This is a genomic window from Streptomyces sp. NPDC037126, from assembly GCF_055605965.1.
The window spans coordinates 79,134-104,224 of record NZ_JBVJTD010000004.1 but is presented as its reverse complement, the minus strand read 5'-3'; the positions used below and the strand labels follow the sequence as shown (position 1 = coordinate 104,224).

The 25,091-nt window shown below is 72.8% G+C and carries 26 protein-coding genes and 2 pseudogenes; 13 read left to right on the top strand and 15 right to left on the bottom strand.

Going from position 1 to position 25,091, the window contains the following annotated elements; translation table 11 throughout:
• Positions 1–5: 5 nt before the first annotated feature.
• The 5 genes from ACZ7FF_RS12025 to efeU all read right to left on the bottom strand — a co-directional run bounded on the left by ACZ7FF_RS12025 (position 6) and on the right by efeU (position 6,455).
• Positions 6–1,142 (bottom strand): sulfite oxidase, encoded by a 1,137-nt coding sequence (locus ACZ7FF_RS12025; protein WP_470811628.1) that lies wholly within the window; start codon positions 1,140–1,142, stop codon positions 6–8.
• Positions 1,143–1,220: 78 nt separating this feature from the next.
• Positions 1,221–1,709: a DUF5709 domain-containing protein gene (locus ACZ7FF_RS12020; RefSeq protein ID WP_470811626.1), complete on the bottom strand. Its 489-nt coding sequence runs from the start codon at positions 1,707–1,709 to the stop codon at positions 1,221–1,223.
• An 86-nt stretch (positions 1,710–1,795) separates the two neighbouring features.
• On the bottom strand, positions 1,796–2,947 hold the full coding sequence (gene nicT / locus ACZ7FF_RS12015) for a Nickel transporter NicT (RefSeq protein ID WP_470811624.1): 1,152 nt from the start codon (positions 2,945–2,947) through the stop codon (positions 1,796–1,798).
• A 179-nt stretch (positions 2,948–3,126) separates the two neighbouring features.
• On the bottom strand, positions 3,127–4,398 hold the full coding sequence (efeB, locus tag ACZ7FF_RS12010; RefSeq protein ID WP_470811623.1) for an iron uptake transporter deferrochelatase/peroxidase subunit: 1,272 nt from the start codon (positions 4,396–4,398) through the stop codon (positions 3,127–3,129).
• A gap of 38 nt (positions 4,399–4,436) precedes the next feature.
• The gene (efeU, locus tag ACZ7FF_RS12005) at positions 4,437–6,455 is read right to left on the bottom strand and encodes an iron uptake transporter permease EfeU (RefSeq protein ID WP_470812228.1); all 2,019 of its coding nucleotides are present in this window, start codon (positions 6,453–6,455) and stop codon (positions 4,437–4,439) included.
• A 212-nt stretch (positions 6,456–6,667) separates the two neighbouring features.
• Between efeU and ACZ7FF_RS12000 the strand changes: the two genes are divergently transcribed.
• Both ACZ7FF_RS12000 and ACZ7FF_RS11995 read left to right on the top strand, forming a co-directional pair.
• Complete coding sequence (locus ACZ7FF_RS12000; protein WP_470811621.1) at positions 6,668–7,327, top strand: DedA family protein; 660 nt, start codon at positions 6,668–6,670, stop codon at positions 7,325–7,327.
• A 124-nt stretch (positions 7,328–7,451) separates the two neighbouring features.
• Positions 7,452–8,198 (top strand): phosphatase PAP2 family protein, encoded by a 747-nt coding sequence (locus ACZ7FF_RS11995; RefSeq protein ID WP_470811619.1) that lies wholly within the window; start codon positions 7,452–7,454, stop codon positions 8,196–8,198.
• A gap of 214 nt (positions 8,199–8,412) precedes the next feature.
• Here ACZ7FF_RS11995 and prcB read toward each other — a convergent pair.
• Positions 8,413–9,267: pseudogene (gene prcB / locus ACZ7FF_RS11990) on the bottom strand (proteasome subunit beta).
• 72 nt (positions 9,268–9,339) lie between these two features.
• Positions 9,340–10,284: a lysylphosphatidylglycerol synthase domain-containing protein gene (locus tag ACZ7FF_RS11985; protein WP_470811617.1), complete on the bottom strand. Its 945-nt coding sequence runs from the start codon at positions 10,282–10,284 to the stop codon at positions 9,340–9,342.
• Between the two features lie 254 nt (positions 10,285–10,538).
• Here ACZ7FF_RS11985 and ACZ7FF_RS11980 point away from each other — a divergent pair, with 254 nt between their 5' ends.
• Together ACZ7FF_RS11980 and ACZ7FF_RS11975 are read left to right on the top strand one after the other, a co-directional pair.
• The gene (locus ACZ7FF_RS11980) at positions 10,539–10,922 is read left to right on the top strand and encodes a BlaI/MecI/CopY family transcriptional regulator (RefSeq protein WP_470811615.1); all 384 of its coding nucleotides are present in this window, start codon (positions 10,539–10,541) and stop codon (positions 10,920–10,922) included.
• Complete coding sequence (locus tag ACZ7FF_RS11975; RefSeq protein ID WP_470811613.1) at positions 10,919–11,812, top strand: M56 family metallopeptidase; 894 nt, start codon at positions 10,919–10,921, stop codon at positions 11,810–11,812. Before ACZ7FF_RS11980 ends, ACZ7FF_RS11975 begins: the two co-directional genes overlap by 4 nt.
• Before the next feature lie 12 nt (positions 11,813–11,824).
• Here ACZ7FF_RS11975 and ACZ7FF_RS11970 read toward each other — a convergent pair whose 3' ends face one another.
• Positions 11,825–14,179, bottom strand: coding sequence for a glycoside hydrolase family 65 protein (locus ACZ7FF_RS11970; protein ID WP_470812227.1), 2,355 nt, complete (start codon positions 14,177–14,179; stop codon positions 11,825–11,827).
• Entirely contained in the window at positions 14,176–14,916 is a 741-nt protein-coding gene (locus ACZ7FF_RS11965) for a beta-phosphoglucomutase family hydrolase (RefSeq protein WP_470811611.1), read from the bottom strand. Before ACZ7FF_RS11965 ends, ACZ7FF_RS11970 begins: the two co-directional genes overlap by 4 nt.
• An 85-nt stretch (positions 14,917–15,001) precedes the next feature.
• Here ACZ7FF_RS11965 and ACZ7FF_RS11960 point away from each other — a divergent pair, with 85 nt between their 5' ends.
• Entirely contained in the window at positions 15,002–15,682 is a 681-nt protein-coding gene (locus ACZ7FF_RS11960; protein WP_470811609.1) for a nucleoside/nucleotide kinase family protein, read from the top strand.
• 162 nt (positions 15,683–15,844) lie between these two features.
• Here the strand turns inward: ACZ7FF_RS11960 and ACZ7FF_RS11955 are convergent.
• Both ACZ7FF_RS11955 and ACZ7FF_RS11950 read right to left on the bottom strand, forming a co-directional pair.
• Positions 15,845–16,598, bottom strand: a pseudogene (locus ACZ7FF_RS11955) (hypothetical protein); the annotation flags it as partial.
• A gap of 142 nt (positions 16,599–16,740) precedes the next feature.
• Entirely contained in the window at positions 16,741–17,340 is a 600-nt protein-coding gene (locus tag ACZ7FF_RS11950; RefSeq protein WP_470811607.1) for a TetR/AcrR family transcriptional regulator, read from the bottom strand.
• A gap of 155 nt (positions 17,341–17,495) precedes the next feature.
• Between ACZ7FF_RS11950 and ACZ7FF_RS11945 the strand changes: the two genes are divergently transcribed.
• The 5 genes from ACZ7FF_RS11945 (at position 17,496) to ACZ7FF_RS11925 (ending at position 20,348) form a co-directional block, all read left to right on the top strand.
• Positions 17,496–18,038, top strand: a complete 543-nt coding sequence (locus tag ACZ7FF_RS11945) for an ATP-binding protein (protein ID WP_470811606.1) — start codon at positions 17,496–17,498, stop codon at positions 18,036–18,038.
• 27 nt (positions 18,039–18,065) lie between these two features.
• The gene (locus ACZ7FF_RS11940; protein ID WP_470811604.1) at positions 18,066–18,965 is read left to right on the top strand and encodes an NAD-dependent protein deacetylase; all 900 of its coding nucleotides are present in this window, start codon (positions 18,066–18,068) and stop codon (positions 18,963–18,965) included.
• A 144-nt stretch (positions 18,966–19,109) separates the two neighbouring features.
• The gene (locus ACZ7FF_RS11935; protein ID WP_470811602.1) at positions 19,110–19,400 is read left to right on the top strand and encodes a hypothetical protein; all 291 of its coding nucleotides are present in this window, start codon (positions 19,110–19,112) and stop codon (positions 19,398–19,400) included.
• 92 nt (positions 19,401–19,492) lie between these two features.
• Positions 19,493–19,705: a helix-turn-helix domain-containing protein gene (locus ACZ7FF_RS11930; protein WP_470811600.1), complete on the top strand. Its 213-nt coding sequence runs from the start codon at positions 19,493–19,495 to the stop codon at positions 19,703–19,705.
• Positions 19,706–19,922: 217 nt separating this feature from the next.
• Positions 19,923–20,348 (top strand): DUF6003 family protein, encoded by a 426-nt coding sequence (locus tag ACZ7FF_RS11925; RefSeq protein WP_470811599.1) that lies wholly within the window; start codon positions 19,923–19,925, stop codon positions 20,346–20,348.
• A gap of 136 nt (positions 20,349–20,484) precedes the next feature.
• On the opposite strand, the gene ACZ7FF_RS11920 is transcribed toward ACZ7FF_RS11925, so the two are convergent.
• Positions 20,485–20,877, bottom strand: a complete 393-nt coding sequence (locus ACZ7FF_RS11920) for a DUF2267 domain-containing protein (protein ID WP_470811597.1) — start codon at positions 20,875–20,877, stop codon at positions 20,485–20,487.
• An 80-nt stretch (positions 20,878–20,957) separates the two neighbouring features.
• Positions 20,958–21,455, bottom strand: coding sequence for a hemerythrin domain-containing protein (locus ACZ7FF_RS11915; protein ID WP_470811595.1), 498 nt, complete (start codon positions 21,453–21,455; stop codon positions 20,958–20,960).
• Between the two features lie 362 nt (positions 21,456–21,817).
• Between ACZ7FF_RS11915 and ACZ7FF_RS11910 the strand changes: the two genes are divergently transcribed.
• From ACZ7FF_RS11910 to ACZ7FF_RS11900, 3 genes are all read left to right on the top strand, one after another.
• A complete protein-coding gene (locus tag ACZ7FF_RS11910) occupies positions 21,818–22,870 on the top strand; it encodes an alpha/beta fold hydrolase (protein ID WP_470811593.1) in 1,053 nt (350 codons plus the stop codon).
• Between the two features lie 79 nt (positions 22,871–22,949).
• Positions 22,950–23,210, top strand: a complete 261-nt coding sequence (locus tag ACZ7FF_RS11905; protein WP_470811592.1) for a hypothetical protein — start codon at positions 22,950–22,952, stop codon at positions 23,208–23,210.
• Positions 23,207–23,767, top strand: a complete 561-nt coding sequence (locus ACZ7FF_RS11900) for a CGNR zinc finger domain-containing protein (RefSeq protein ID WP_470811590.1) — start codon at positions 23,207–23,209, stop codon at positions 23,765–23,767. The genes ACZ7FF_RS11905 and ACZ7FF_RS11900 overlap by 4 nt, the downstream gene beginning before the upstream one ends.
• 79 nt (positions 23,768–23,846) lie before the next feature.
• On the opposite strand, the gene ACZ7FF_RS11895 is transcribed toward ACZ7FF_RS11900, so the two are convergent.
• Together ACZ7FF_RS11895 and ACZ7FF_RS11890 are read right to left on the bottom strand one after the other, a co-directional pair.
• Positions 23,847–24,338, bottom strand: coding sequence for a hypothetical protein (locus tag ACZ7FF_RS11895; protein WP_470811589.1), 492 nt, complete (start codon positions 24,336–24,338; stop codon positions 23,847–23,849).
• A gap of 60 nt (positions 24,339–24,398) precedes the next feature.
• Entirely contained in the window at positions 24,399–25,088 is a 690-nt protein-coding gene (locus ACZ7FF_RS11890) for a TetR/AcrR family transcriptional regulator (protein ID WP_470811587.1), read from the bottom strand.
• Between the last annotated feature and the right edge of the window lie 3 nt (positions 25,089–25,091).

Genomic DNA, 25,091 nt, shown 5'->3' with positions numbered 1-25,091 from the left:
CGGCGTCATCGGTGGACATCGGACGCCTCGTCCAGGCACACCACCGGCACCCAGGACACCGCGTTGTTGGCGAATCCGCCCCGGTTCCAGCACTGGTCCAGGGGCTGGGTGTGGCCGCCCGCGTCGGTCGCCCGGGCCCCGAGCGTGTGGTCGCCGGGGGTCGCCGCCCACTCGTGCCGCCAGGCCCGCCACGCCCAGCGGTGCCCGTCCGCGGCCGGTTCCAGATCGGCCCCCCGCCAGCTCTCGCCGCCGTCGGTGCTGACCTCGACCGAGGTCGGCGGCGCCTGCCCGGACCAGGCGCGGCCGCGCAGGGTCACCGGTCCCGGCCGCAGCACGCGGGTGCGGGACATGAAGTCCGGGAAGCCGGGCGGCACCATCAGGGCGCGCGGCGCGATGCGGGTGACGGGCTCGCCCTCCTCGTCGGCGGTGCGCCGCAGCCGGTAGGCGACCGCCTGCTGGAAACCATCGAACGGCTCGTCGGTCACCGTGACCGAGCGCAGCCACTTCACGTGGGCCATGCCGTACCAGCCGGGCACGATCAGCCGCAGCGGCCGGCCGTGCTGCGGGGGCAGCGGGGCGCCGTTCATCGCGGTCGCGACCAGCACCTCCGGGTCGTCGCCGGTGGCCGCGGCGAGCGGCAGGGCGCGCTGGTAGTCCTGTTCGACCCCGCGCTCCAGCCCGTGGTCGGCGCCGGTGAGGACGACGTCGACGGCGCCCGGGTCGGCGCCCGCCTCCGCGAGCAGCGTCCTGAGCGGTACGCCGGTCCAGTCGGCGGTGCCCACGGCCTCCACCAGCCAGGGCTGGCTGACCGGGCGGGGCGTGAGCAGGGCCCTGCCGTTGCCCGCGCACTCCAGGGTCACGCGCGTGGTGACGTGGGGGAACGACATCAGGTCGGCGAGGGTGAGGTCGAGCGGGTGGCGCACCCGGCCGTCCACGGTCAGCCGCCAGGCGCCGGCCGCCGGCACGTACGGGATGTCGTAGTGCGTGAGGACGTAGTGCAGGCCGGGCGGCGTGACGTCATGGCGCAGGGCCTCCAGCGGGAGGCCGTGGTTGCGGGTGGCGAGCGCGAGTTCGTCGGTGCCGATGCCCTCTCCGGCACCGGCCAGCCGGGCGGACGCGCTCACGTCGGGGCGCCGGCCCATGCCCTCATTCTGCCCCCGGGGTGCGGCGGGGGCGAGGAGAGCGTACGTGCGGGAGGGGCCGGGGCCGGTCGGCCGGGCTCACTCCGGCCGGTCGGTCTCGTCCGGCACCACGTGCACGGCGGCCTCCTCGGCGCCCGCGGCTCCGCCGTCGATGCCGACGTCCTCGGCGATCTCCTCCTTGGTGGTGTCGGTGTGGGCGCCCTCGTCGGGTGCGACCAGGCGGCCCGCCCGGGCGTCGCCCACCTCGGGGTCCATAGGCTCGCCCGCACCGCCGGGCAGGTCGCCGATCTCGTCTCCGGCCGGTCCGGGCGCGTCCGGGACCTCCTGGCCGAGCCGCTCGTCCAGGCTCTCGCCCTCGTGCTGCTCGGCTGCCGTGGTGCCGTGCCTGGTGACGCCGAGGGGCCGTTCGGGCGGGGAGTAGCCCTCGTCGAGCATGTCGTCGTAGGAGCGCTCGCCGACCGCGTCCTGCAGGTCCAGGGGGCCGGCGTCCTCCTGTTCCTCGTTGGTCCCGGTGGGCTGGTAGGCGTCGTCGGCCATCGGGCTCTGCTCGGACTGCTGGTCGCTCATGGTCGCCTCCTGCTCGGGTCGCGGGGTCCCGGTCCGCGTTTCCCGCAGCGGGATCATTAATCCCGGTCGAGGGTGGCGCCCCCGCGTCAGTCGGCCGGCTGCTCGGCCAGGCCCGCCGTCCACTTCTCCTCGATGCGGCCGGCCTTCCACACCAGCAGGGCGACGGCCCAGGTGGCGAAGAACAGGCCGACGATGACGAAGCCGACCGTGTTGAGGTCGAGGCCGGAGATCCAGTCCCAGAAGACGCCGTGCAGCTCCATCTTCTGGGCAAGCAGGCCGAGGAGTTCGACGGTGCCGATGATGAGCGCGACGGCCACGGACAGGCCGGTGATGGTGAGGTTGTAGTAGACCTTGCGGACCGGCTTGGAGAACGCCCACTCGTAGGCGAAGTTCATGAACGAACCGTCGATGGTGTCCAGCAGGGACATGCCGGCCGCGAACAGCACGGGCAGGCAGAGGATGGCGTACCAGGGCAGACCGGAGGCGGCGCCGGAACCGGCGAGGACCAGCAGCGCGATCTCGGTGGCGGTGTCGAAGCCGAGCCCGAAGAGCAGGCCCAGCGGGTACATCTGCCACGGCTTGCTGATCGCCCCGGTGACCCGGCCCAGCAGGCGGTTCATGAACCCGCGGTTGTTGAGCTGGGTCTCCAGCGCGGCCTCGTCGTAGTGGCCGGTGCGCATCCGGCGGAACACCTTCCAGATGCCGGCCAGGATGACGAGGTTGATGCCGGCGATCAGGTAGAGGAAGGTGCCGGAGACCGTCGTACCGATGAGGCCGGTGACCTCGTGGAGGTGCGAGTTGTCGTCGCGGACCGGTCCGGCCAGGGCCTTCATGCCGAACGAGAGCAGCAGGGAGAGGCCGAAGACGATGCTGGAGTGGCCGAGGGAGAACCAGAAGCCGACCGACAGCGGCCGGCTGCCCTCGCCCATCAGCTTGCGGGTGGTGTTGTCGATCGCGGCGATGTGGTCGGCGTCGAAGGCGTGCCGCATGCCCAGCGTGTACGCGGTCACGCCGATGCCGATGCCGAAGGACTCCTTGCCCATGCTGAAGTGCTGCGGCGCGATGACGCCGACCAGGGTGCCCCAGCCGATGACGTGCAGCGCGAGGACGAAGCCGGCCATCCCGCCGACCCTGATCCACTCCTGCCGCGTCATGGAGCCACGGACGCGTTGCCAGGCCGACGGCTTCGCGTCGGCCTGGGCGGGAAGGGACGGAGCGGAACCAGGGGCGGCCGTCATCGGGAGGGTCTGTCCTTCGGTCGTGCGGTCGGCTGCGCCACGCAGCCTCGTGCCATCTTCTCCTACTTGCAACTCATGTGCAGTAAAGGGCGCGGCAGGCCTTGCCCATGGAAAGGGAAAAGGAAAGGGAAAGCCCTGCCCAAAGGCGGGCAGGGCCCGCCCTTGGGCTGGGGAGACGGTCAGGCGGAGAGCATGCCCCGGCCCAGCCAGTCCTTCGCGTCCCGCACGCCGGGCAGGGCGAAGAAGTAGCCGCCGCCCGTCGGGGAGATGTAGTCGACCAGGGGCTCGTCGATCAGCCGGGTCTGCACGGCCTCGAACTGGCGTTTGACGTCCTGCTGGTAGCAGCAGAAGACCAGACCCATGTCGAGGTTGCCGACGTTGTCCACGCCCCGGTCGTAGTTGAAGCCCCGGCGCAGGATGCGCTGGCCGTCGGTCTCGGCCTTGCGCGGGTTGGCGAGCCGGATGTGGGCGTCCAGCGGGATCGCGGTGCCCTGCGGGTCCTTGGCGTAGTGGGGGACGTCCGTCTCCTTGGCGCCGTCGAGGGGGGCGCCGGTGTCCTTGCGGCGGCCGAACATCTTCTCCTGCTCGGTGAGCGAGACCCGGTCCCAGAACTCGACGAGCATGCGGATGATCCGGATGACCTGGTAGCTGCCGCCGCTGGTCCAGCCGGGCTCGCCCTGGCCGTCCCCGACCCAGATCAGCTTGTCCGTCTCGCGCGCGGAGTTGACGTCCGGATTGGCTATGCCGTCCTTGAAACCGAGCAGGTTGCGCTGGGCGCCGGTGGGCCGGGGGGCGTTCTGGAAGCCGTCGATGCGCCACTTGATCTGCATGGCGCCCCGGGTGTGGCGGGCTATGTCGCGCAGGGCGTGCAGCACGGTGTCCTGGCTCTGGGCGCAGATCTGCAGGGACAGGTCGCCGTGGCACTCGGCCGCGTTCAGGTTGTCGTTCGGGAAGGTCCGCATCGGGGTGAGGCGGGCCGGCCTGGCCTTGGCGAGGCCGTAGCGGTCGTCGAAGAGGGATGCGCCGACGCCGACGGTGACGGTCAGGCCGTCGGAGGGGACCTCGGGGCCGAGGATGCCGTTGTCGGAGGGCGGGGCGCCGACGCCGAGGTCGGTGGGGGCGCCGCCGGAGGTGAGGAAGCGGGCCCGCTCGGTGATCGTCCGCAGCAGGTCGGTGAGGCCCTTGCGGTCGTCGGCGATGACGTCCAGGGAGAGGAAGGTGGCCGCGGCCGGTGCCGGGGTGACGATCCCGGCCTGGTGGGCTCCGTGGAAGGGGACCTTCGCCCTGCCGTCCGGACCGGTGGTCTCCGCCCGGGCCGTGCCGCCGCTCTCGCCGAGCGCGAAGCCGCCGCCGGCCAGGACCGCCCCAGCGGCACCGGCGCCCAGCGCGGTCCGCACGAAGGAGCGGCGGGCGGGGCCGACGGGGCAGGTCGGCGTGTCGGCGGTCGACATCGGTGGGTTCCCTTCGGGGTGCGGGTGCGCGGTGGTCATCAGGCGGACTTCCGGATCTCGAGCAGGTCCGGGATCGGGGCGAGATCTTCCAGCAGCTGGCCGGTGGCGCCGTCGAGGCGCTGCCTGTCGGCGGCGGCGAGCCGGTCGACGGAGGTCCAGTGGGTGCCGTCGTGGGCCGCGTCCAGGAGCTTCTGGAGCCGGTCCACGTCCGCGTCGACGGGGGGCAGCACCTTGGGGGCCCGGCTGGTGAGCAGCGGCTTGAGGACGGTGAGCAGCTCGCGGGTGCCGGCGAGGTTGGCGTCCGCGGTCGCCAGGTTGGTGCCGCTGCCCTCGTCGGTGTCGCCGGTCAGCTCGAACTGGAGGGTGTTCTCGAGGATCTCGTGGGCGCGCAGCGGCAGGTCGCCCGGGTCGAAGTCCTGGGTCGGGAACGCCTTCTGCAGACCGGCGGCGGCGTCGGCGAGCTGCCGGGCGGGGGCGCCGAGGTCCTTCGCCGACTCGCCGTGCCACAGGCCGTACTCGAGGCGGAGGAAGCCGGTGAAGTCCTTGTCGTGCTCGCCGCCGGGCAGGCCGTCCGCCCGGCCGTCGATCTTCTTGTCGAAGTCCTCGAAAGTGCCGTAGGCGGCGCCCAGGGAGGCGTAGGTGCGGTGGGCGGTGAGCCAGTCGGTGCGGGCCTTGTCCAGGTGGTTGCCCTCGATGTCGCCGTCGAGGGCCCGGGTCTGGGTGACGAGGGTGGCGAGGCCCTGCTCGACGTACGCCTTGTACGCCTTCAGCGGGGTCGCGAGGTCCTGCTCGGAGACGGGGACGACCGCCGTGGCCGAGCCGCCGCCGCTGACGGTGACCGGCCTGGAGGTGACGGCCTGACCGCCGGTGGGGACGCAGCGCCAGGCATAGGTGCCGCCGGCGACGGTGGCGACGAGGTCGCGGGTGGTGCCGGGGGCGAGGCCCTCGATCTCGCCGTAGACGGCACTCGTCGACGGGTCGATGAGGTACACCTCGGACGTCTTGCCGCCGGTGTTGCGCATCTGGAAGGTCTGCCGGCCCGGCTCGGGCGCCGTGAAGCCCTTGCCGCACTCGGTCTCGGAGACGGCGACGGTCTGGTCCCCGGCGGGCTTGGGCCGGGCGAGGGCGACGACCACTCCGGCGACGACCACGGGTACGGCGACCACGGCGGTCGGGACCACCCAGACCGGCCGACGGCGGTCCCGGGGCCGATCCGCGGGCCGCTCGGCGGCGGGCTTCGGGGCGGTGCCCCGCACCCCGCGGACGAAGAGGGTCATGACGACGGCCAGGTAGCCGACGTAGGCGATCACCTGGAGCCAGGTCATGGTCGGGGTCAGGTTGAGGACGCCCTGGACCAGCGTGCTGTACCAGGAGCCGGCGTCGACGCTGCTCCCGAGGTCGACGGCGTAGGCCGCCTTGCCCGGCAGCACACCGCCCTCCTGGAGGTCGCGCAGGCCGTAGCCGAGGACACCGGCGGCGATGACGATGAGGACGACACCGGTGGCGGTGAAGAACTTCGTCAGGTTGATCTTCAGGACCCTGCGGTACAGGCCCCAGCACAGTCCGGCCGCGATGACCAGGCCGACGGCGGCACCGGTGAGCGGGCCCGCCGACTCGCCGGCCGCCTGGGCGGTGGTCCACAGGAACAGGGCCGTCTCCAGGCCCTCGCGCCCGACGGCGAGGAAGGAGGTGAGGATCAGCACACCGGAGCCCATGGCCAGCGCGCCGGTGACCTTCTGCTTCAGCTCACCGGAGAGGTTGCGCGCGGAGCGGCGCATCCAGAACACCATGGCGGTGACGAACGCGACGGCGATCACGCTGAGGGTGCCGCCGAAGGCCTCCTGGGCGGTCTGCGGCATGGACGCGGCGGTGAAGGTGAGGACCGCGCCGAAGCTCATCGCCACGGCGATCGCGGCGAGGACACCCGTCCAGACCTGCGGGAGCCGGGAGCGCGCGTCGGCCCGGACCAGGGTGGCGACGAGGATGGAGACGATGAGTCCGGCTTCGAGTCCCTCCCTCAGTCCGATCAGGAAACTCGGAAACGCGTCGTCCCACATGCCCTGCGGCCCTCCCACGTACTTAGTGAAGGCATGCCTTACCTTCGCCACCATCATGACCACGCCGATGTAGTCAACCGGTCACGAACCGGCAATGGCCAGGCAAAGTCCGGGAACGTTCCGGCCACTGCACGCGTTTGCGTTCCGGCCGAGCGTCTACAAATGTGTAGTCGAACAATCTCGAAGCAAGTCGAAGGAAAGGGCGTGCGGCGATGGCCACTCCCCCACACCTGGCGTCGCAGCTCGCGGTCAACGTGCTCGACGCCCACTCGCTGCTGGCCGCCTTCGGCGTGCTCGGCGTCGGCGTGGTGCTCTTCGCGGAGACGGGCCTGCTGATCGGGTTCTTCCTGCCCGGGGACTCGCTGCTGTTCACCGCGGGCCTGCTGTGCACCGGCTCGTCCGACCGCGGGGTGCACCTCTCGCTCGGTCCGCTGCTCGTCGCCGCGGCCGTCGGCGCGCTGGCGGGCTCCCAGTGCGGGTTCCTGCTCGGCCGCAAGGCGGGCGGTGCGCTGCTGGCCCGCAGCCGCTCGGCGAAGCTGCGCGAGGGCGCCCGGCGCGCGGAGGAACTCCTGGAGCGCTACGGCTACGCGAAGGCGATCGTGCTGGCCCGCTTCGTGCCGGTGGTGCGAACGGTGCTGAACCCCATGGCGGGCGCGCTGGAGGTGCCGACGCGGACGTTCACCCTCTGGCAGGTGGTCGGCGGCCTGGTCTGGAGCCTCGGTCTCACGCTCGCCGGATACGCGCTCGGGTCCTCGATCCCGAACATCGACAAGTACCTGCTGCCGGTGATCGCGCTGATCGTGGTCGTGTCCCTGCTTCCGCTCGCCGCCGAGGTGCTGCGCTCCCGCAAGGCAGCCAAGGAGGCTCCCTGATGATCCCCGCTCTGCCCGGAGCGACGGCCGCCGGGTCGCCGTACACCGCGGTGGCGGACGGCAGGGCCGCGGCGCGTCCGACGACCCTCGTGGGACGGCCTCCGGCCCGGCCGCTGCCCGGGTCATGAACCGCGCGAAGGTCGCGGTCCGAGCGGGCGTCGCGGGCCTGGCCGCCTGGCTGGCGTTCGCCGCGCTGACCGCGCTGGTGGTCTCCGGCCACGGCGCGCCGCTGTCCCCGGACCACGCCCTGCTGTCCTGGTCGGTCGGGCACCGGCCGCCGGTGGCGGTGGCCCTGGCGCGCGGGCTGACGGCCACGGGCACGGGGGTCGTGCCGTACGCCCTGGTGGTCCTGGCCGGACTGATCGCGGGCCGTACGAGGCGGGAGCGGTTGAACGCCGCGCTGCTCGGCGTGGTCTGCCTCGGCGTGGGCCAGGCGCTGCGGTTCGAGGTGATGGATCTGGTCCACCGGGCCCGCCCGCCGCACTACGACTGGCAGACGCACGCCTCTGGCTGGTCGTTCCCCTCCGGTCACACCACCACGGCGGCCATGACCGCCGGTCTGCTGATCGTGGCGCTGTGGACACGCTCCCCGCGCGGCCGGACCGCGCCCTGTCTGGTGATCGCCTGCTGGGGGGCCACGGTCGGGCTGACCCGGATCTTCCTGGGCGTGCACTGGGTCACCGACGTGGTGGGCGGCTGGCTGCTGGCCACCGGCTGGCTCTGCGCCTTCGTCGCGGTGTCCGCGTACTGCCTGCCCGCGCGGTTCCTGCCCGCCGCTCTCGACGCGGGCACGGCCGGTCCGGCCGACGGGCCGATGGAGAGACGTGCGGCCGACGACCCGCGCCGTCGAGGACGATCGCGCCCCGCGTGACGCGCTCCGGCGCGGTCCGCGGGAAGCAGACTTCGGCACGGTCACCGCGCGTGACGGCGCCACCGCCCCACGACCGGCGACCGGCGACCGGCGACCGGCGACCGGCGACCGGCGACCGGCGACCGCAAACGTGCCCGCCGCCGCGCCTGCCGTGAACCTCCCCGCCCGTACGACGCCGATCTCCCCGCCCGGCCACGCGGCCGCCGGTGGTGGCTCAGAGCGCGGCGCGCGGGCCGTCCGGCCGGGTGGCGCGCTGCCGGACGGTCTCGCGGCTCAGTTCCTCCGTCTCCGACTCGGGGAGCCGGGCGAAGCCGTCCTCGGTGATGACCGAGACGACGGGGAAGATACGGCGGTGCAGATCGGGCCCGCCGGTGGCCGAGTCCTCGTCGGCGGCGTCGTAGAGCGCCTGCACGGCCACCAGAGCGGCCTCGCGGCGGGTCAGGCCGGGCCGGTGGAGCTTCTTCAGCGCGCCCCGGGCGTAGGGGGAGCCGGAGCCCTCGGCGTGAAAGCCCCGCTTCTCGTAGAGGCCCCCGGCCGCGTCGAAGGCGAAGATGCGGCCGCCCTCGCCCGCGGGGGCGGCGAGGTCGTAGCCGGCGAGCAGGGGGACGACGGCGAGGCCCTACATGGCCTGGGCGAGGTTCTGCCGGATCATGGCCGCGAGACGGGTCGCCTTGCCGGCCAGGGTCATCTGGGTGCCCTCGACCTTCTCGAAGTGCGCCAGCTCCACCTGGTAGAGGCGCACCATGTCGACGGCGAGTCCGACGGTGCCGGCGAAGGCGACCGCCGTGTACTCGTCCGCGGGGTGCACCTTCTCCAGATCGCGTTGGGCGATGAGGTTGCCCATGGTCGCCCGGCGGTCGCCGACGATCAGCACGCCGTCGCGGTAGGTCAGGGCGAGCACCGTGGTGCCGTGCGGGAACCGGCCCGGCGCGACCCGGACGCCGTCGGGCAGCGGGGACGCCGTGGGCAGCAGACGGGGCCGGTGGGCAGCGAGGAACTCGGTGAAGGACGAGGTCCCGGGCGTGAAGAAGGCCTCGTGCGGCAGGCCCGCGGTGTCGTTCCCCGTCATCTGCTTCCCCCTCCTGCGGCACACGGCGTCACCGGCGTCCTACCTGCGGCGGGCAGCCGGGAAACGCCTCGCTCACAGCGCCTTGCGCCGCACCAGCACCCCGAGCACCAGCAGGCCCGGCACGAGGGGCAGCCAGACGGTCAGCAGCCGGTAGCCGAGAACGGCCGAGGCGGCGGCCGAGGCCGGGGCGCCGGCCACGGTGAGGGCCAGGGCGAGCGCGGCGTCCAGGGAGCCGAGGCCGCCCGGGGTGGGCAGCAGGGCGGCGGCGCTGCTGGCCGCGAGGTAGAGCAGGGCCACCTGGAGCGGCGGCAGCGGCAGCCCGACGGCCCGGGTGACGGCGATGAGCACCGTGGAGTGCAGTGCGGCGAAGGCCAGCGAGCCGCCCCACAGGGCCACCGCGCGGGCGGGGCACGCGTGCAGGGCGCGGATGTCGGCGAGCACGGCCCCGAGCCCCTGCCTGCAACGCGCCCACCAGGGAGTGAGCGGCAGGGACGCCACCAGCGCGGCGATGCCCACGCCGACGCCGAGGACCGCCGGGGAGACGCTCGGCAGACGCAGCAGCCCCGGGCAGGCCGGGGCGAGCAGCGCGATCAGGGCGAGGCGGACGGTGGCCCCGGCGGTGGCCTTGACGGCGAGGGCGCTGGCCGAACGCGCCGGGGGCAGCCCGCAGCGCATCAGGAACCGCAGGTTCACCGCGCCCGCGCCGAGCCCGGCGGGCAGCAGGTGGTTGGCGGCGGAGGCGGCGAACTGCGCGGCGACCAGCCGGGAGCCGGGCAACCGCCGTACGACGGCGCCCTGCTGGGCGAGCGCCGAGGCCGCCCAGGTGCCCACGGCCGCCGTCGCGCCGAGCAGCAGCCAGCCCTGGTCGGCGACCGCCAGCCGCCCGGCCCCGCGCTCGACGGCGGTCCAGTGCCGGTGGGCCAGGTAGAGGACGCCGAGCAGGACGGCGAGTCCGGCGCCCGCGTGCCAGTAGGCGCGCCGTCCGACGGCGGCGCCGAGCTCCAGCGGAGAGGTCATGAGCCGGGCCTCCGCACGACGTCGCACAGCCGGTCCGCCCTCTTCACCAGAACAGCCCCCTCTTCCCCTACAGGTTGTAGGACCGAGCGACACACTACATTCCGTAGGGCCCAGGACGGGAACCAGAAGGGAACCGGAGAAGCCACGAAAGCACAAAGGCGTCAAAATCCCCGCCAAAACAGGCCGTTTCACGGTCAACGGCCGGGCGGGTACGGCCATCCGGCCGACATCACTACGCACTGTAAGGTTGGGGCATGGCTGGCACAGAGTCCCGCGGCAGGGCGGAGCGACGCAGCGCCGGGGAGCTGGAGAGCGAGGTGCTGGCCGCGCTCTGGGCCACCGAGAGGCCGCTGACCCCGGCGGAGATCCAGGCGGAGATCGACGGCGGGCTCGCGTACAACACGGTGCACACCATCCTCAAGCGCCTGTACGACAAGGGACTGGTGCTGCGCGACGCCGACGGCCGGCGCGGAGCGTACCGGCCCGCGAAGAACGCGGCCGAGCTGACCGCCGAGGCCATGCACGAGGCACTGGACCGGGGCCCCGACCCGATCGCCGCGCTGCAGCAGTTCGTGACCGGACTGAGCCCGGAGGAGGAGCAGGCGCTGCGCGAGCTCTTCGCCGGGGGCGGCGCATGAGGTACGACGTCTACACCCCGTTGGCGCTGTCGCTGCTGCTCGCCGTGGTCGGCCCGCGGATCGGCCGGCGGGTCGCGCCGGCCCTGGCCGCGCGGGTGCTGACGTCGGCCGCCGTGCTGACCGCCGCGGCCACGACCTGGTCGCTCGTCCTGCTGGCCACCGCGCTGCTCGGGGACGCGCCGCCGGTGATCCGGGAGGCCCGTGAGGACGGGCGCACCGTCACGGACCCCGTGCCCGAGGTGATCGGGCTCGCCGCCTGTGTGGCGCTGGTGGTCGTCGCGGTGCGGGTGTACCGGGCCGTGCGTGCCGAGCGGGCCACCCGGCGGGCGCTCCGGCGGCTGTGCGCGGGACACCCGAAGGACACCGAACTGATCGTCGCCGCCTCGGAGGTGCCGCAGGCGTTCGCGATTCCGGGCCGGCCGGGCCGGATCCTGGTCACCTCGGCGATGCTGAGCGCGCTCGCGCCCGCCGAGCGCCGGGTGCTCCTCGCGCACGAGCGCGCCCATCTCACCCACCGGCACGGGCCGCTGGTGACGGCCGCCACGCTCGCGGCGGCGGCCAACCCCCTGCTGCGACCGGTGCGTTCGGCCGTCACCTTCCTCGTGGAGCGCTGGGCCGACGAGCAGGCGGCGGACGCGGTCGGCGACCGGCGCGCCACCGCCCGCGCCCTCGCCCGGGCCGCGCTCACCGCGGGCCGGGCCCGCACGGCCTGCGCGCTGCACTTCACCGACCGTGCCGTCACCCGCCGGATCGCGGCCCTGCACACGAGCCCGCCCCCGCGGTTGTGGCCCGCCGCCCTGGCCGTCCTCGCCCTGGGCGCCCTGCCGCCCCTGCTCGCGGCCGACGCCACCGGCGACCTGCTGGGCCTGCTGTCCGGCGTGCTGCACTGAACCGCCCGGACCTCAGCCCCCGTTGGGGGCGCGGTGCGGCGGCTGCTCGGGCGCCGGACGGCGGACGGCCGGGGGCACGGCCCGGACGGCCGGCTCGCCGGTACTCACCGTCATCGGCTCACCGTGGTGGTGGAGGGTCAGCGGCGGCCCGGCCAGCAGCTCGTACGTGGTCTTGTCCGCGCCGATCTCCACGCGCAGCCGGCGTCCGCGGAACTGCACGGTGAAGGCGAGCCGGCCGAGCCGCTCGGGCAGCCGGGGCGTGAACCACAGGCGCTCACCGGAACGCCGCATGCCGCCGAAGCCCGCCACCAGCGCCATCCAGGTGCCGGCCAGCGAGGCGATGTGCAGTCCGTCGCGGGTGTTGTGCTCCAGGTCCCGCAGGTCCATCAGGGCCGCCTCGGCGGTGTAGTCGTAGGCGAGGCCCAGGTGGCCGGCCTGGGCGGCGACGACGGCCTGGCAGCAGGCGGACAGGGAGGAGTCGCGCACGGTGAGCGGCTCGTAGTAGGCGAAGTTGCGGGCCACCTGGTCCTCGTCGAACCGCTCCGCGAAGTAGGCGCCGCACGTGTACATGGCCAGCACCAGGTCGGCCTGCTTGACGACCTGCTTGCGGTAGAGGTCGAAGTACGGGAAGTGCAGCAGCAGCGGGTACTGGTCGGGCCGGGTGCCGTCGAAGTCCCAGCGCTGGTAGCGGGTGAACCCCGCGTGCTGCTCGTGGACGCCGAGCTCGTCGTTGTAGGGGACGTGCATGGCCCCGGCCGCGTCGCGCCAGGCCGCGGCCTCCTCCTCGTCCACGCCCAGCCGCCGTGCCTCGCGGGGGTGGCGTTCGACGGTGTCGGCGGCGGCCAGCAGGTTCTGGCGGGCCATCAGGTTGGTGTACGTGTTGTCGTCGGCGACCGCGCTGTACTCGTCGGGTCCGGTGACGCCGTCGAGGTGGAAGACGCCGTGCCCGTCGTGGTGGCCGAGGGACCGCCACAGCCGGGCCGTCTCCACCAGCAGCTCGACCCCGGCCTCGCGTTCGAAGCCGGTGTCGCCGGTGGCCTCGACGTACCGGACGACGGCGTCGGCGATGTCGGCGTTCACGTGGAAGGCCGCGGTCCCGGCCGGCCAGTACGCAGAGCCCTCCGGGCCGGCGATGGTCCGCCAGGGGAACGCGGCCCCGGCGAGCCCCAGTTGGGCGGCGCGCTCGCGGGCCTCGTCCAGGGTGTTGTACCGCCAGCGCAGTGCCTCGGCGACCGCTTCGGGGGCGGTGTGGGTGAGCAGGGGCAGGACGAACATCTCGGTGTCCCAGAAGGCGTGCCCGTCGTAGCCGGAGCCGGTCAGCCCCTTCGCCGGTATCGCGCGCTGCTCGGCGCGGGCCCCGGCCTGCAGGACGTGGAACAGGGCGAACCGGACGGCCTGCTGGATCTCCTCGTCGCCCTCCACCTCGACGTCGGCGCGCGCCCAGAAGTCGTCCAGGGCGGCCCGCTGGTCCGCCAGCAGGCCCTGCCAGCCGTCGTGCGCGGCGGCCGCGAGCGCGGCGTCGACCTGGTCGGCCATCGCGGGCAGCGAGCGGGTGCCCGACCAGCCGTGGGCGACCAGCTTCTCCACCCGCAGGCTCTGCCCGGGCTCCAGGACGGAGGTGACGGTCAGCCGGGCCAGATCGGTGCCGCTCTCGCTGCGGGTCGTGGTGCGCTCCGGACCGTCCACCACGTGGTCGGCGGCCACGGCCACCCGCAGGCCGCTGCGCCGGGTGCGGTGGACCAGCCGCAGCCGGTTGCCGGCGGCGAAGTGGTCCTCCTGCTCCAGCGGTGACTGGAGCGCCATCGCGGCGCGCGGGTCGCCGGGTGACTCCGGCAGGCTCTCGTTCGTGACCAGCTCCGACTGGATCACCACCCGGCTGCGGGAGTCGACGGCCTCCACCTCGTAGGCGATCGCGGCCACCGCCCGCTGCGTGAGCGACACCAGCCGGGTCGAGCGCACCCGGACCGTGGAGCCGGCCGGGGAGGTCCACTCGCAGGTCCGCTCCAGCACTCCGCGGCGCAGGTCCAGGACCCGCTCGTGGGCGACGAGCCGGCCGTAGCGCAGGTCGAACGGCTCGTCGTCGACCAGCAGCCGCAGGAGCTTGCCGTTGGTGACGTTGATGACCGTCTGGCCCGACTCCGGATAGCCGTAGCCGGCCTCCGCGTACGGCAGCGGGTGCACCTCGTGGACGCCGTTGAGGTAACTGCCGGGCAGGCCGTGCGGTTCGCCCTCGTCGAGGTTGCCGCGCCAGCCGACATGGCCGTTGGACAGCGCGAACACGGACTCGCTCTGGGCGAGGACGTCGAGGTCGAGGGCGGTCTCCCGGACCGCCCACGGCTCGACGGCGTACGACCGGTCGGTGATCACTGCTTGCCCTCCAGCTCGGCGAGGTCCTTGACGACGACGCTCGCGCCGTGCGCGTACAGCGCGTCGGTCTGCCCCACCCGGTCCACGCCGACGACGTATCCGAAGCCGCCCGCGCGGCCCGCGTCCATGCCAGCCAGCGCGTCCTCGAAGACGGCCGCGCGGGAGGGCTCGACGCCGAGGTCGTGGGCGGCGGTGAGGAAGGTGTCGGGGTGCGGCTTGCCCGGCAGCTTCCGCTCGACGGCGACCACGCCGTCGATCCGCACGTCGAAGAAGTGCTCGGCGCCGACGGCCCGCAGCACGTCCCGGCAGTTGGCGCTGGAGGAGACGATGGCGGTGCGCAGCCCCTCGGCCCGGACCGCCTCCAGATAGCGCAGGGTGCCGGCGTAGGCCTCGACTCCGCCGGTGCGGATCTTCTCCAGCAGCAGGTCGTTCTTGCGGTTGCCGAGGCCGTGCACGGTACGGGCGTCCGGCGGATCGCCGGGGGTGCCCTCCGGAAGGTGGATGCCACGCGAGTCGAGGAAGGCGCGCACGCCGTCGGCGCGCGGGCGGCCGTCGACGTACTCGTCGTAGTCGGCGACCGCGTCGAACGGGCGCGCCCGCTCGCCCTCGTAGTCGCGCAGGAACGCGTCGAACGTTTCCTTCCAGGCGGCCGCGTGCACGACGGCCGTCCTGGTGACGACCCCGTCGAGATCGAAGAGACAGGCCTGGATGTCGTCGGGCAGTCCGAGCTGAGTCATACCCAGCACTGTTCCCCCTCAGAGGCGGTCCAGTGGGTGGCGCGCGCCACACGTTTCGCGAACTCGCGGTGACACACTCTCCTGTGTGCCCCTGACCTTCGACGACCTCCTGATCCGCGCCCGCGCACTCACCCAAGGGGGCCGGCGCGCCCTGCTCGGCATCGCGGGCAGCCCGGGCTCGGGCAAGTCCACGCTGGCCGAGCATCTGGTGCGCGCCCTGAACGCCGACGGCCCGCCCTGGGTGGCGCACGTCCCGATGGACGGCTTCCACCTCGCCGACGTCGAACTGGACCGGCTGGGCCGCCGGGACCGCAAGGGCGCCCCGGACACCTTCGACGCGGGCGGGTACGCGGCGCTGCTGCGGCGGCTGCACGAGGACACCGACGAGACCGTGTACGCGCCCGGGTTCGAGCGGGTGCTGGAACAGCCGATCGCCGGCGCGATCCCGGTGCCGCCGGCCGCGCGGCTGGTGGTGACCGAGGGCAACTACCTGCTGCTGGGGCAGGGTTCGTGGGCGCGGGTGCGGGCGTGCCTGGACGAGGTGTGGTTCTGCGAGATCGCCGAGGACGAGCGGATCCGCCGGCTGGTCGCCCGCCACGAGGAGTTCGGCAAGGACCACGACGCGGCCGTCGCCTGGGTGCTGGGCACGGACCAGCGCAACGCCGACCTGATCGCGGCCACCCGGGACCGGGCGGATCTGGTGGTCCCCGCCACCGTACCGCCGTCGCCGTCCTGTGCCGCCGGTGCGCCGGACGGGACGCGGTAGGAAGAGTCCACCGGCCGCCCTCAGCGGCTCGGCTCCAGCGTCGGTTCGCCCACCGGCTCCCCGACGACGGCGGTGAACGACTCGGTGCGCACGGTCAGGCCCCGCTCGTCGCCGTGCAGGGCACCGATGCGTGCGCCGAAGTAGCGCAGTCCGAGGACGACCGACCCGGTGGGCCTGGGCCAGGAAGGACAGGGAGATGGGGCCGTAGTTGTTGTCGTACGCCCCTCCGCGCTCGGGTGGCAGCAGGGCGTCGCGGTCGCGGACCCGGTGGGCGCGGATCTCGTCGGTGTACAGGGCCAGCGCGCGGGTGCGGACCGACTCGCCCTGCCCGTAGGGGAGACGGCGGGCCAGCCTCAGACCTCCGACCACGCAGCCGATGGCCTGGTTGCCCGCGTCCTGGGGGTTGAAGAAGGTCGCCTCGGTCGGCCGGCGCCAGTAGCCGTGCGCCGACTCCCGTAACCGCGCCCGCTGTTCCTCGTCCAGGAGCCCGTCGGCCGCGTCCAGGACGTCGACGGCCTGGAGCAGCGCCCACACCGTGCTCGGCCAGTCGCCGATCGGATGCGCGCCGGCCCCGTGGACGTACCGGCCGTACGGCAGGCCGGTACCGGTGGCCCTCAGGTTGGGGTAGCCGGGGTTGTCCGCCGTGTGGACGCGCTCGCGCAGGTGGAAGGCGAGGCTGCGGCGCACCGCCGCCGGGAGCCGGGGGTCCCCGCCGCGCTGCCAGGCGAGGGCGAGCAGGGAGGTGACGCCGAGGGAGGTGTCGCCGACGTCGTGGTGGATGTCGGGGTGTTCGAGGTTGCCCTCGGGAGTGATGCGCTCCAGGGCCTGCTCGGTGACGTCGGCTGAGCACGGCGTCGTACGCCTCCGGCGTGTCCGGCAGGTCGTGCAGCGGTCCGCGCTGGTAGGGCAGGTGCACGTGGGCCCAGCCCTTCGGTCCGGTGGTCGCGGGCGGAGGGAGGGCGCCGGCCGTGTGCCGCGAATCGGCACGGGCGGCGATCGGCGAGCCGGTGACACGGAGCGGCAGCACAGCGTATCGGCGTACGGGGGGACCGTGCGCTTCACACCGTCGTGTGCCACCCGGGTTCAAGACTGTCGAGGAGGGCGTGGAAGGCCTCGTCGGCCCGTTCCCAGAGGCCGTCCGCCAGCGGGGCGACCAGGAGGCCGAAGACCGCGTCGGCCAGGAGGGTCGCCTGCGTCCGGGCTCGGTCCCGGGGCATGCCGAGGTCGCGGAACACCGAGGTGAGGAGGTCCTTCCACTCGGTGAGGATGTCCAGCATGACGGGCCCGTAGCGATCCGGGTGAAGCACGCTGGCGCTCATGATCTCCAGATAGAGCGGGAGTGAGGCGCGTACGCCGGGGTCGCCGAATCCCCGCCACACCTCCTCCATGAGACGACGCAGGCCGGCCGGGTCCCTGGGCGGGCCCATGGTCTCCATCAGGTCGCGCACGCGCAGGAGGGGGCGGCGCTCGTAGATGGCGAGGGCCTCGGCGACCATCCGTTCCTTGGTGCCGAAGTAGTAGAGGAGCATGCGGTCGCTGGTGCCCAGGGCCCGGGCCAGCGGGCGCAGGGACAGGTCCGCGAGGCCGTTGTGCATCACGTACTCGCGGATCCGGAAGAGGAGGGCGCGTCGCTTGGCCGGATCGGGCTGGCGAGGCATGCAGGACTCCAGGAGGGGCGAGAGTCGAAAGATCAAGTTTTGCCCTGTTTAGTTACTCTTTGGTCAGGTCTTTACCGTAGCATCCGCTACGTCTATATTGGATGTAGCAAGTGCTACACGCATGGACCTCGCCGGCTCAGAAAGGACTGATTCCCATGGCCACCCAGGCCATCGTCCCCGCCACCGCCCTGCGCCGGGCGGGTCGGTCCTCCCGCGGCACCGCGGCCTCGTGGATCGCCCGGCAGGGGGCGCTGTGGTCCCGCAGGCTGGCACCGCTGCTCCCGCTGGACACGCCGCGCGCCCGCGCCACCGCCTGGGAGGCCTCCTGGCCGCTCCTGAGGGAACCGGTGTCGGCGCGCCGGGCCCGGCATCTGGTGACCGCGCAGCTGTCCGGGTGGTCCCAGGACGCCCTGGCCGACACCGCCGAGCTGCTGGTCAGCGAGCTGGTCACGAACGCGCTGCGCCATACGCGCGGCCCGCTCAGGCTCAACCTGCGGCTGTGCGACGCCCGACTGCTGTGCGAGGTCGAGGACACCGAACCCGCCACTGCCGTACGCAACGTCGTCGACGCGGACTCGGAGGGCGGCCGTGGCACCGAACTGCTCGACCTGCTCGCGGACGCCTGGGGCAGCGTGCTGACGGCCACCGGCAAGACCACCTGGTTCGAGTTGCGGGCCGGCATCGGTGCGCGCGGCTGACGGCGGCCCGTTCCGTACCCTTGGTGCATGCGCATGCGCCCCACCCTGAGCTGGACCCCTACCGAGGACCTGCCCCCGGGCACCACGGACCTGGGGCCGGTCGCCGATGCGCTGGGCAGCGGCGGTGTGCTGGTGCTCAGCGGGGCGGGAATCTCCACCGAGTCCGGGATCCCCGACTACCGGGGCGAGGGCGGAAGCCTGAGCCGGCACACCCCGATGACCTACCAGGACTTCACCGGGGGCGCCCAGGCCCGGCGCCGGTACTGGGCGCGCAGCCACCTCGGCTGGCGCACCTTCGGCCGTGCCCGCCCCAACGCGGGGCACCGGGCCGTGGCGGCGTTCGAACGGCGGGGCCTGCTCTCGGGCGTGATCACCCAGAACGTGGACGGCCTGCACCAGGCCTCCGGCAGCGAGGGCGTCGTGGAACTGCACGGAAGCCTGGACCGGGTCGTCTGCCTGTCCTGCGGCGTCCTGAGCCCGCGCCGCGAACTCGCCCGGCGCCTGGAGGAGGCCAATCCGGGCTTCGAGCCGGTGGCCGCCGGCATCAACCCGGACGGTGACGCCGACCTCACCGACGCGCAGGTCGGGGACTTCCGCGTCGTGCCCTGCGCGGCCTGCGGCGGCATCCTCAAGCCGGACGTGGTGTTCTTCGGCGAGGCCGTTCCGCCGCGGCGGGTCGAGCACTGCCGCACCCTGGTCCGGGAGGCGGCCACACTGCTGGTGCTGGGATCGTCCCTGACGGTGATGTCGGGGCTCCGGTTCGTCCGCCAGGCGGCTCAGGACGGGAAGCAGGTGCTGATCGTCAACCGGGACCCGACCCGGGGCGACCGGCACGCCCTGACCCGGGTCGCACTCCCCCTCGGAACGGCCCTCACCACCGTGGCCGACCGCCTGGGCATCCCCCTCGACGACCAGGCAGCCGCCTGAGACACCCGCATCGGCCGGAGCGGGCGCCGAACCGGTTCGGTGAATGTCCGGTTGGGACCGTGCGATACGCGCTTCGGCGGGTAGACGCAGCCGTGATCAGGACGGGGCGCGGCGCGCCCCCTTCGCCGCAAGGAGACATGGCGCATGACCACAGGTGCGAACTTCGTCAGGATCACGGGGAAGGTCCAGGGCAGAGACATCCTCCTGGATGGTCCCCTGTCGAAGGACGAGATCCGGAACAGGGTGTGGTGGTGGCAGACCACCGGCCCCGAGAACGACGAGGGGCGGGAGGGCCGTCACCACGAGTACGACGACTCCCGGGCGGACGCGATCGCCACCCTGGGCGGGTACTACAGGGTTCCCCACGACTCCCGTGCGCCCGAGGCCGACGAGTTGGTGGATCTGGTGTACGCGGAGCTCAACCCCGACGAATGACTCGGCACGCGGCACGCGGCAACTCGGCCACATGGGTCGCGGCAATGTGGGCAACCGGTGATCACGTCCGATGTCTTCGAGGGGAGACCTCCGTGCACAAGGGGAAGTGGATCACAGGGGGCGCGCGCGAGAAGCTGGCCGAAGCCTTCGCCCGGGAGTACAAGGAAGGGCGCTCGATACGCGCCATAGCCGAGGCCCATGGCCGGTCCTACGGCTTCGTGCACAGCGTGCTGACCGAATCGGGCGTACACCTCAGGACCCGGGGAGGCGATCCGCGCACCGGCACCGCCCGGTCGCCGCGATGAGCAGCCGCCGCACCGCGCACCACGGTGCCGGATGCCGCCCCGGCCGTCGGCATCCGGCGCCGCGCGCCGCCGCGACCCCGCACACCCGGAGATGCGTACGCGCGATCGACCTCGGCCTCCTTCCGAGTGAGTGGGCGTCGCCGATGCGGGCAGAGCGCACTCCGAGGGGACAGTGATGAGGTCCCTGCCGAGTTTCTCCGAGAGGGGTGTCCTGGCCATGGCCGACGATGCCTTGCTGTTCGTCCTCCCCGAGCGTCACCCGCGCCTGGGTGCGGCCCTGTCCGCGGTCGGCGAGTTGGAGTGCGCCGAGAGCCCCGCGGTACTGGGCTGGCTCCACGCCCACGGGATCCCCGGTTCCTCCGAGCGCGTCAGGATCGTCCCGGCGGGAGCGGAGGTGCTCATCCCCGAGGAGGCGGAGCGACTGCCGGTCCCCCTCAGCGAGGAGGAGACGCTTCGGGTCGAGCACGCGTGTGCGCCCAGGTCGGTGACGGACATGGAGTCCGAACTGCTCAGCTTCCGGGACACCACCCAGGACTGGCAGTCGCTGGTCCACCGCGCCCTCACCGCCGGTGTCCCCGCGCCCCGCATCGCCCAGCTCACCGGCCTCGATCCGAAGGACATCGTCCAGGCCGTCGGCGACTGACCGTTGCCGACGCCGACAGCATCCGGCCGCCCGCGGCCGAGCCGATCCCGCACCGGCAGCGTCGGCCGTCGGCGTCGGCGACCGCCCCGTCCCCGTGCCCGAAGCGACCACGCGCCGGCTTCCCGGACCGGACCGGTCACACAGGGTCGGCGCATCCGAACAGACCGGTGTGTCCTGGCGGCAGTTGAGTGAGGACACGGCGCAGCAGTGCGCTGTCCGCGACCTCGGCGAGCGTGGGGAGCACGGCGTCGACCTCGCGCCGGGCCTCGGCGAGGCCCTCGTTGCTGCGGACGGCCACGGCTTCGACGAACGACGCCGGTGTCAACGGCACGTTGGCCGGCTCGCTCGCGGTCAGCAACGGCCCGCACCCGTCGGGCAGTAGCGCGGCCAGGTCCGTGAGGTCGTCGCCCACCAGGTGGGCGCCGAGTACCTCCAGCACGTTCTGGATCGCCCTGGCTCCCTGTTGCGGCGTTTCGTAGCCCGCGCGTTCGGTGACCTGGGTGAGGAAGGTCTTCAGGCTCCAGTCCATGACTGCTCCTGTCGTAGATCTCTTCTCCGCGGTGCTCCGGATCGCCCGGACGCCGGGGCCTCGCGGTGCGGTCGAGGGCATCACACGAGCGCCGCGGCGTGGACCATGCGATGCACGTTGGCGACGCTGCCGCACCGCGCCGTCAGCAGGTCCGCCTCCGTCCTGGCGAAACCGGCGCCGAGTTCCTCCCGGCATCGCCGACCGAGGCTCTCGCGCACCCGGTTGACGAGCGTGCGCTCCTCCTCGTCCGTGTGGCGGGCGGTCACGGAGGCCAACTGCTGGAGCCTCCAGTCCCATTCGGCGGATCCGATCTCCCGCACCCGCAGGAGCGCGAAGAGCACCTTGACGGCTTCCTGGTGCGCGGCCTCGACGTGCTCGACGGTGTCCGCGTCCTCGAACGCGGCGAGGACAGGATGCACCGACGCCCTCTCGGCCTCACCGTGCGCGATCATCAGGTGCGCGAAATCATGGAGCGCAGTCCCGCGGTCGGCCTCGGTGCTGCGCATCAGGCGGAGCAGATCTTCCATCTTCCGGTGATCCTCGAGGATCATCTCGACGACATCCTGGGTCGGTGTCATGGGATGCGCCTCCTCCCTGGAGTGGCTTTCACCTCCCGCTACCCGCACCCCTGCCGGGAATTCCCCGCTTTACCCCTTTTGCGGAGTCCGCGCAGGTCAACGGCACCGGTGCCAGCACCCGCAGATGACGAGCCGTCACACTCGCGGGCGCCCGGGGACTTGGCAACCGCATGCGTCACCGGTCAGAATGGTGACGAAGTCGAGGGGCTGGGCAGATCCAGACCCAACCGGCAGTCAAAGTAGGGGCATGCTCGCGGGTCTAGAGGCGAATCGCAATGCAAATCACCGCCTCAAACGGTGACGCCTCGGAGGTCCGTTCCGCCATCACACGGTCCGGTACACACGAACGCGCGGAGGAACTCGTGATCAACAGGCGTAGCTTCGGTAAGGCCGTGGGACTGGGTACGGGCGCGGCCGCCGTCTCACCGACCTGTCTGCAGGCGGCGTCGGCCGCCTCCCGCGGCGGATCCGGAGCGCCTGGCGCCGCGACGGTCGCGCCCAGCGCGCACACCTCGTTCCCGCACCTGAAACAGATCAGGGCCGGCCTGCTGGACGTCGGCTACGCCGAGCTCGGACCCGCCCACGGCCCGGCGGTCATCTGCCTGCACGGCTGGCCGTACGACATCCACAGCTACGTCGACGTCGCCCCGCTGCTGGCCGGGCGGGGCTACCGGGTGATCGTCCCGTACCTGCGCGGCCACGGCACGACGCGCTTCCTCTCCGACCGGACGTTCCGCAACGCCCAGCAGTCGGCCATCGCCCTCGACATCATCGCCCTGATGGACGCCCTGAAGATCGAGAAGGCCGTCCTGGCCGGCTTCGACTGGGGCTCGCGCACCGCCGACATCATCGCCGCGCTCTGGCCCGACCGCTGCAAGGCCCTGGTGTCGGTGAGCGGATACCTCGTCACCAGCCTGGAGGCCAACCTCGAACCCCTGGCACCGAGGGCCGAGTACGCCTGGTGGTACCAGTACTACTTCTCCACCGAGCGGGGCCGGCTCGCCATGGCGGACAAGACCCTGCGCCACGATCTGACCAGGCTCGTCTGGGAAACCGTCTCCCCCACGTGGGAGTTCGACGACGCCACGTTCGAGCGCACCGCGGCGGCATTCGACAACCCCGACTACGCGGCCGTGGTCATCCACAACTACCGCTGGCGGCTGAGCCTCGCCGAAGGGGAGCCCCGCTACGACGAATTCGAGAAGCGGCTCGCCACCCGGCCGGTCATCGAGGTGCCCGCCATCACCCTCGACGCCGAGCGGGACCCCTTCACCGCTCCCGGCGACGGCACCTCGTACCGGGACAGGTTCACCGGCGCGTACGAGCACCGGACCCTGACCGGCATCGGCCACAACGTCCCCCAGGAGGCTCCCGCGGCCTTCGCCCAGGCCGTCGTCGACGTGGACCACTTCTGACCGACCGCGCCCCGGGCCGACCCGGGCACCACAGCCGTGGATCCGATCCGATCCGCCGTGAACCGAACGGAGTTCGAGCATGGAAGACCGAAACACCACGGACAGCGCCGCGGCCGCACGCCGCGCCCGCTTCGGCAAGCTGCCCGAGCGCATCCGCTACGAGGACATGACCGAGGAGCAGCCGTCCACCCCGAACGACCCGGCACGGTACGCCTATGACCCCGAGGGCTCATGGACGTCCTTTTCCTGCCTCGCGCCGACCTGGGCCTGTGAGCCGCGCGCACCGCCGTGGTGCGAAGCATGGCCGTCGTCGCCGTCACCTGTCAGAATGGTGATGTGAACCTCGACCATGTCTTTGTGTGCGGGAACCCGGCGCTCGACTTCGCCGCGACGCTGCGTGCGCGCCGATCGGTGCGCTTCGAGATGTTCGCTACGCCGGACAGGCTGAACGCATGGTACGTGGAGTCGGGCATCGTCGATGCGGTCTCGCCCGGTCGAGAGGCCGACATCGAGCAGGCGACGACCGTACGGGAAGCCATCTACCGACTGGTCACCGCCCGTCGGCTCGGGGAGGAGTACGACGGGGCGGCCCTGACCGTGGTGAACAACGCCGCACGCAGGCCCCCCGCGGTTCCGCAGCTCACCCCGTCGGGGCGCTGGACGCAGGCGACACCGGAGGAGGCCCTCTCCATGGTGGCGCGCCACGCGGTCGAGCTGCTGAGCGGTCCGGACGTACCGCTGCTCAAGGAGTGCGGCAACCCGGAGTGCACCCGCACCTACATCGACCGCTCGCGGGGCACGCGCCGGCAGTGGTGCGGGATGGAGTCCTGCGGCAACAGGATCAAGGCGGCCGCGTACCGGGCCAGGAAGAGGACGACGCCGACGACGGCCCACTGACCGGGGAGTCCGGGGACGCCGAACCGCCGCGCGTCACCGCGAGGATCGGCTCCGCGCCCACCGGCGTCCGGCGGCCCCTTCAGCGCAGCCCTTTTTCCCGGACCAGTCCGAGGAACGCGGCCGTCTGCCGTTCGTCCAGGGCAGAGACCGGCAGACCCATGGCCATCTGCGGTGACACGCGCAGCACCCAGAAGTCGCCGACGCGCGAGACGCTCCGGAACGTCGTCCAGGTACGGGACGTGGAGCGGTCCGGGCCCTCGGTGCGGTACTCCGTCTCCGTCATGGTGACCGTGACCTTCCGCTCACCTTCCAGATAGGGCGCCAACTGGCGCCGGACGGAACGCTCACGCAGCAGGAAGAATCCCGCTCCCCAGAGCGCCAGTACCGCACCGGGCAACCCGCTGCCGGAACCCCCTGCGACCCCGGCGGCGCACATCCCACCGCCCAGGACCACGGCCCCGACCGTGACGACCCAGCGCAGGACGTATCCCCGCCGGGCGCACGCGCGATACGAGCGCAGCACCACGGCCGGCGTCGTGACGAAGGTGGTCGTTATCGGCATCTCGGCCACGTCGGCTCCTGTTCCGCACGCGCAAGGGGAAAAGCCCCTGATCGGGGTGACCTTATAGCGTCAGCGGGCCGCCATGACGGGCGCCTCGGTGTCCTCCGGGCCGGGTCGGACTCCCGGCGAATCGGCCCGGGCGGCGCCCGTACCCCGTTCCGGCTCGGACGTCGCGGCCGCGCCGGTCAGCAGCGTGAAGGCGGCGTTCAGACTGGACGTGGCGTCCGCGCCGTCCGGCTGCGCCTTGCGGACGATCTGGATCCCCTGGACGAGGGTGACGAGCAGCACCGCCGCCTGCCGGGGGCTGATCGCGGCGGACAACTCGCCGTCGCGGGCGGCGCGTTCCAGCTGGCCGGTGAAGGCGTCCTCGGCCACCCGAAGGCTTCGTCGGGCCAGCGCCGCGACGTCCTGGTCGTGTGGCAGCAGTTCGGCCATGCTGTTGACGCTGAAGCAGCCCGCTCCGCTGCAGGACGCGTCGGCCCGCAGGAGTTGTTCGAGGACCTGCCGCAGTTGCGCCAGCGCGGGGCCGTCGTCGCTCAGCGCCGTGGTCAGCAGCCGGGCCTGGTGGTCCAGGTAGCGGGTGAGCGCACGCAGGAAGAGGCCGTGCTTGTCGCCGAAGGCGGCGTAGATCGACCCGCGGCCCAGCCCCAGCTCCGCCACCAGGTCGCTCATGGCCGTGGCCTCGTACCCCTTGCGCCAGAACAGGAGCATGGCCCGGTCCAGAATCGCTTCTTCGTCGAACGTGCGGGGTCTGCTCATGCC

Excerpts from the sequence above, each read along its gene's own strand:
- ACZ7FF_RS12025 (WP_470811628.1), bottom strand. The coding sequence starts at position 1,142 with ATGGGCCGGCGCCCCGACGTGAGCGCGTCCGCCCGGCTGGCCGGTGCC.
- ACZ7FF_RS12020 (WP_470811626.1), bottom strand. The coding sequence starts at position 1,709 with ATGAGCGACCAGCAGTCCGAGCAGAGCCCGATGGCCGACGACGCCTAC.
- nicT (WP_470811624.1), bottom strand. The coding sequence starts at position 2,947 with ATGACGGCCGCCCCTGGTTCCGCTCCGTCCCTTCCCGCCCAGGCCGAC.
- efeB (WP_470811623.1), bottom strand. The coding sequence starts at position 4,398 with ATGTCGACCGCCGACACGCCGACCTGCCCCGTCGGCCCCGCCCGCCGC.
- efeU (WP_470812228.1), bottom strand. The coding sequence starts at position 6,455 with ATGTGGGACGACGCGTTTCCGAGTTTCCTGATCGGACTGAGGGAGGGA.
- ACZ7FF_RS12000 (WP_470811621.1), top strand. The coding sequence starts at position 6,668 with ATGGCCACTCCCCCACACCTGGCGTCGCAGCTCGCGGTCAACGTGCTC.
- ACZ7FF_RS11995 (WP_470811619.1), top strand. The coding sequence starts at position 7,452 with ATGAACCGCGCGAAGGTCGCGGTCCGAGCGGGCGTCGCGGGCCTGGCC.
- ACZ7FF_RS11985 (WP_470811617.1), bottom strand. The coding sequence starts at position 10,284 with ATGACCTCTCCGCTGGAGCTCGGCGCCGCCGTCGGACGGCGCGCCTAC.
- ACZ7FF_RS11980 (WP_470811615.1), top strand. The coding sequence starts at position 10,539 with ATGGCTGGCACAGAGTCCCGCGGCAGGGCGGAGCGACGCAGCGCCGGG.
- ACZ7FF_RS11975 (WP_470811613.1), top strand. The coding sequence starts at position 10,919 with ATGAGGTACGACGTCTACACCCCGTTGGCGCTGTCGCTGCTGCTCGCC.
- ACZ7FF_RS11965 (WP_470811611.1), bottom strand. The coding sequence starts at position 14,916 with ATGACTCAGCTCGGACTGCCCGACGACATCCAGGCCTGTCTCTTCGAT.
- ACZ7FF_RS11950 (WP_470811607.1), bottom strand. The coding sequence starts at position 17,340 with ATGCCTCGCCAGCCCGATCCGGCCAAGCGACGCGCCCTCCTCTTCCGG.
- ACZ7FF_RS11945 (WP_470811606.1), top strand. The coding sequence starts at position 17,496 with ATGGCCACCCAGGCCATCGTCCCCGCCACCGCCCTGCGCCGGGCGGGT.
- ACZ7FF_RS11940 (WP_470811604.1), top strand. The coding sequence starts at position 18,066 with ATGCGCATGCGCCCCACCCTGAGCTGGACCCCTACCGAGGACCTGCCC.
- ACZ7FF_RS11935 (WP_470811602.1), top strand. The coding sequence starts at position 19,110 with ATGACCACAGGTGCGAACTTCGTCAGGATCACGGGGAAGGTCCAGGGC.
- ACZ7FF_RS11925 (WP_470811599.1), top strand. The coding sequence starts at position 19,923 with ATGGCCGACGATGCCTTGCTGTTCGTCCTCCCCGAGCGTCACCCGCGC.
- ACZ7FF_RS11920 (WP_470811597.1), bottom strand. The coding sequence starts at position 20,877 with ATGGACTGGAGCCTGAAGACCTTCCTCACCCAGGTCACCGAACGCGCG.
- ACZ7FF_RS11915 (WP_470811595.1), bottom strand. The coding sequence starts at position 21,455 with ATGACACCGACCCAGGATGTCGTCGAGATGATCCTCGAGGATCACCGG.
- ACZ7FF_RS11905 (WP_470811592.1), top strand. The coding sequence starts at position 22,950 with ATGGAAGACCGAAACACCACGGACAGCGCCGCGGCCGCACGCCGCGCC.
- ACZ7FF_RS11890 (WP_470811587.1), bottom strand. The coding sequence starts at position 25,088 with ATGAGCAGACCCCGCACGTTCGACGAAGAAGCGATTCTGGACCGGGCC.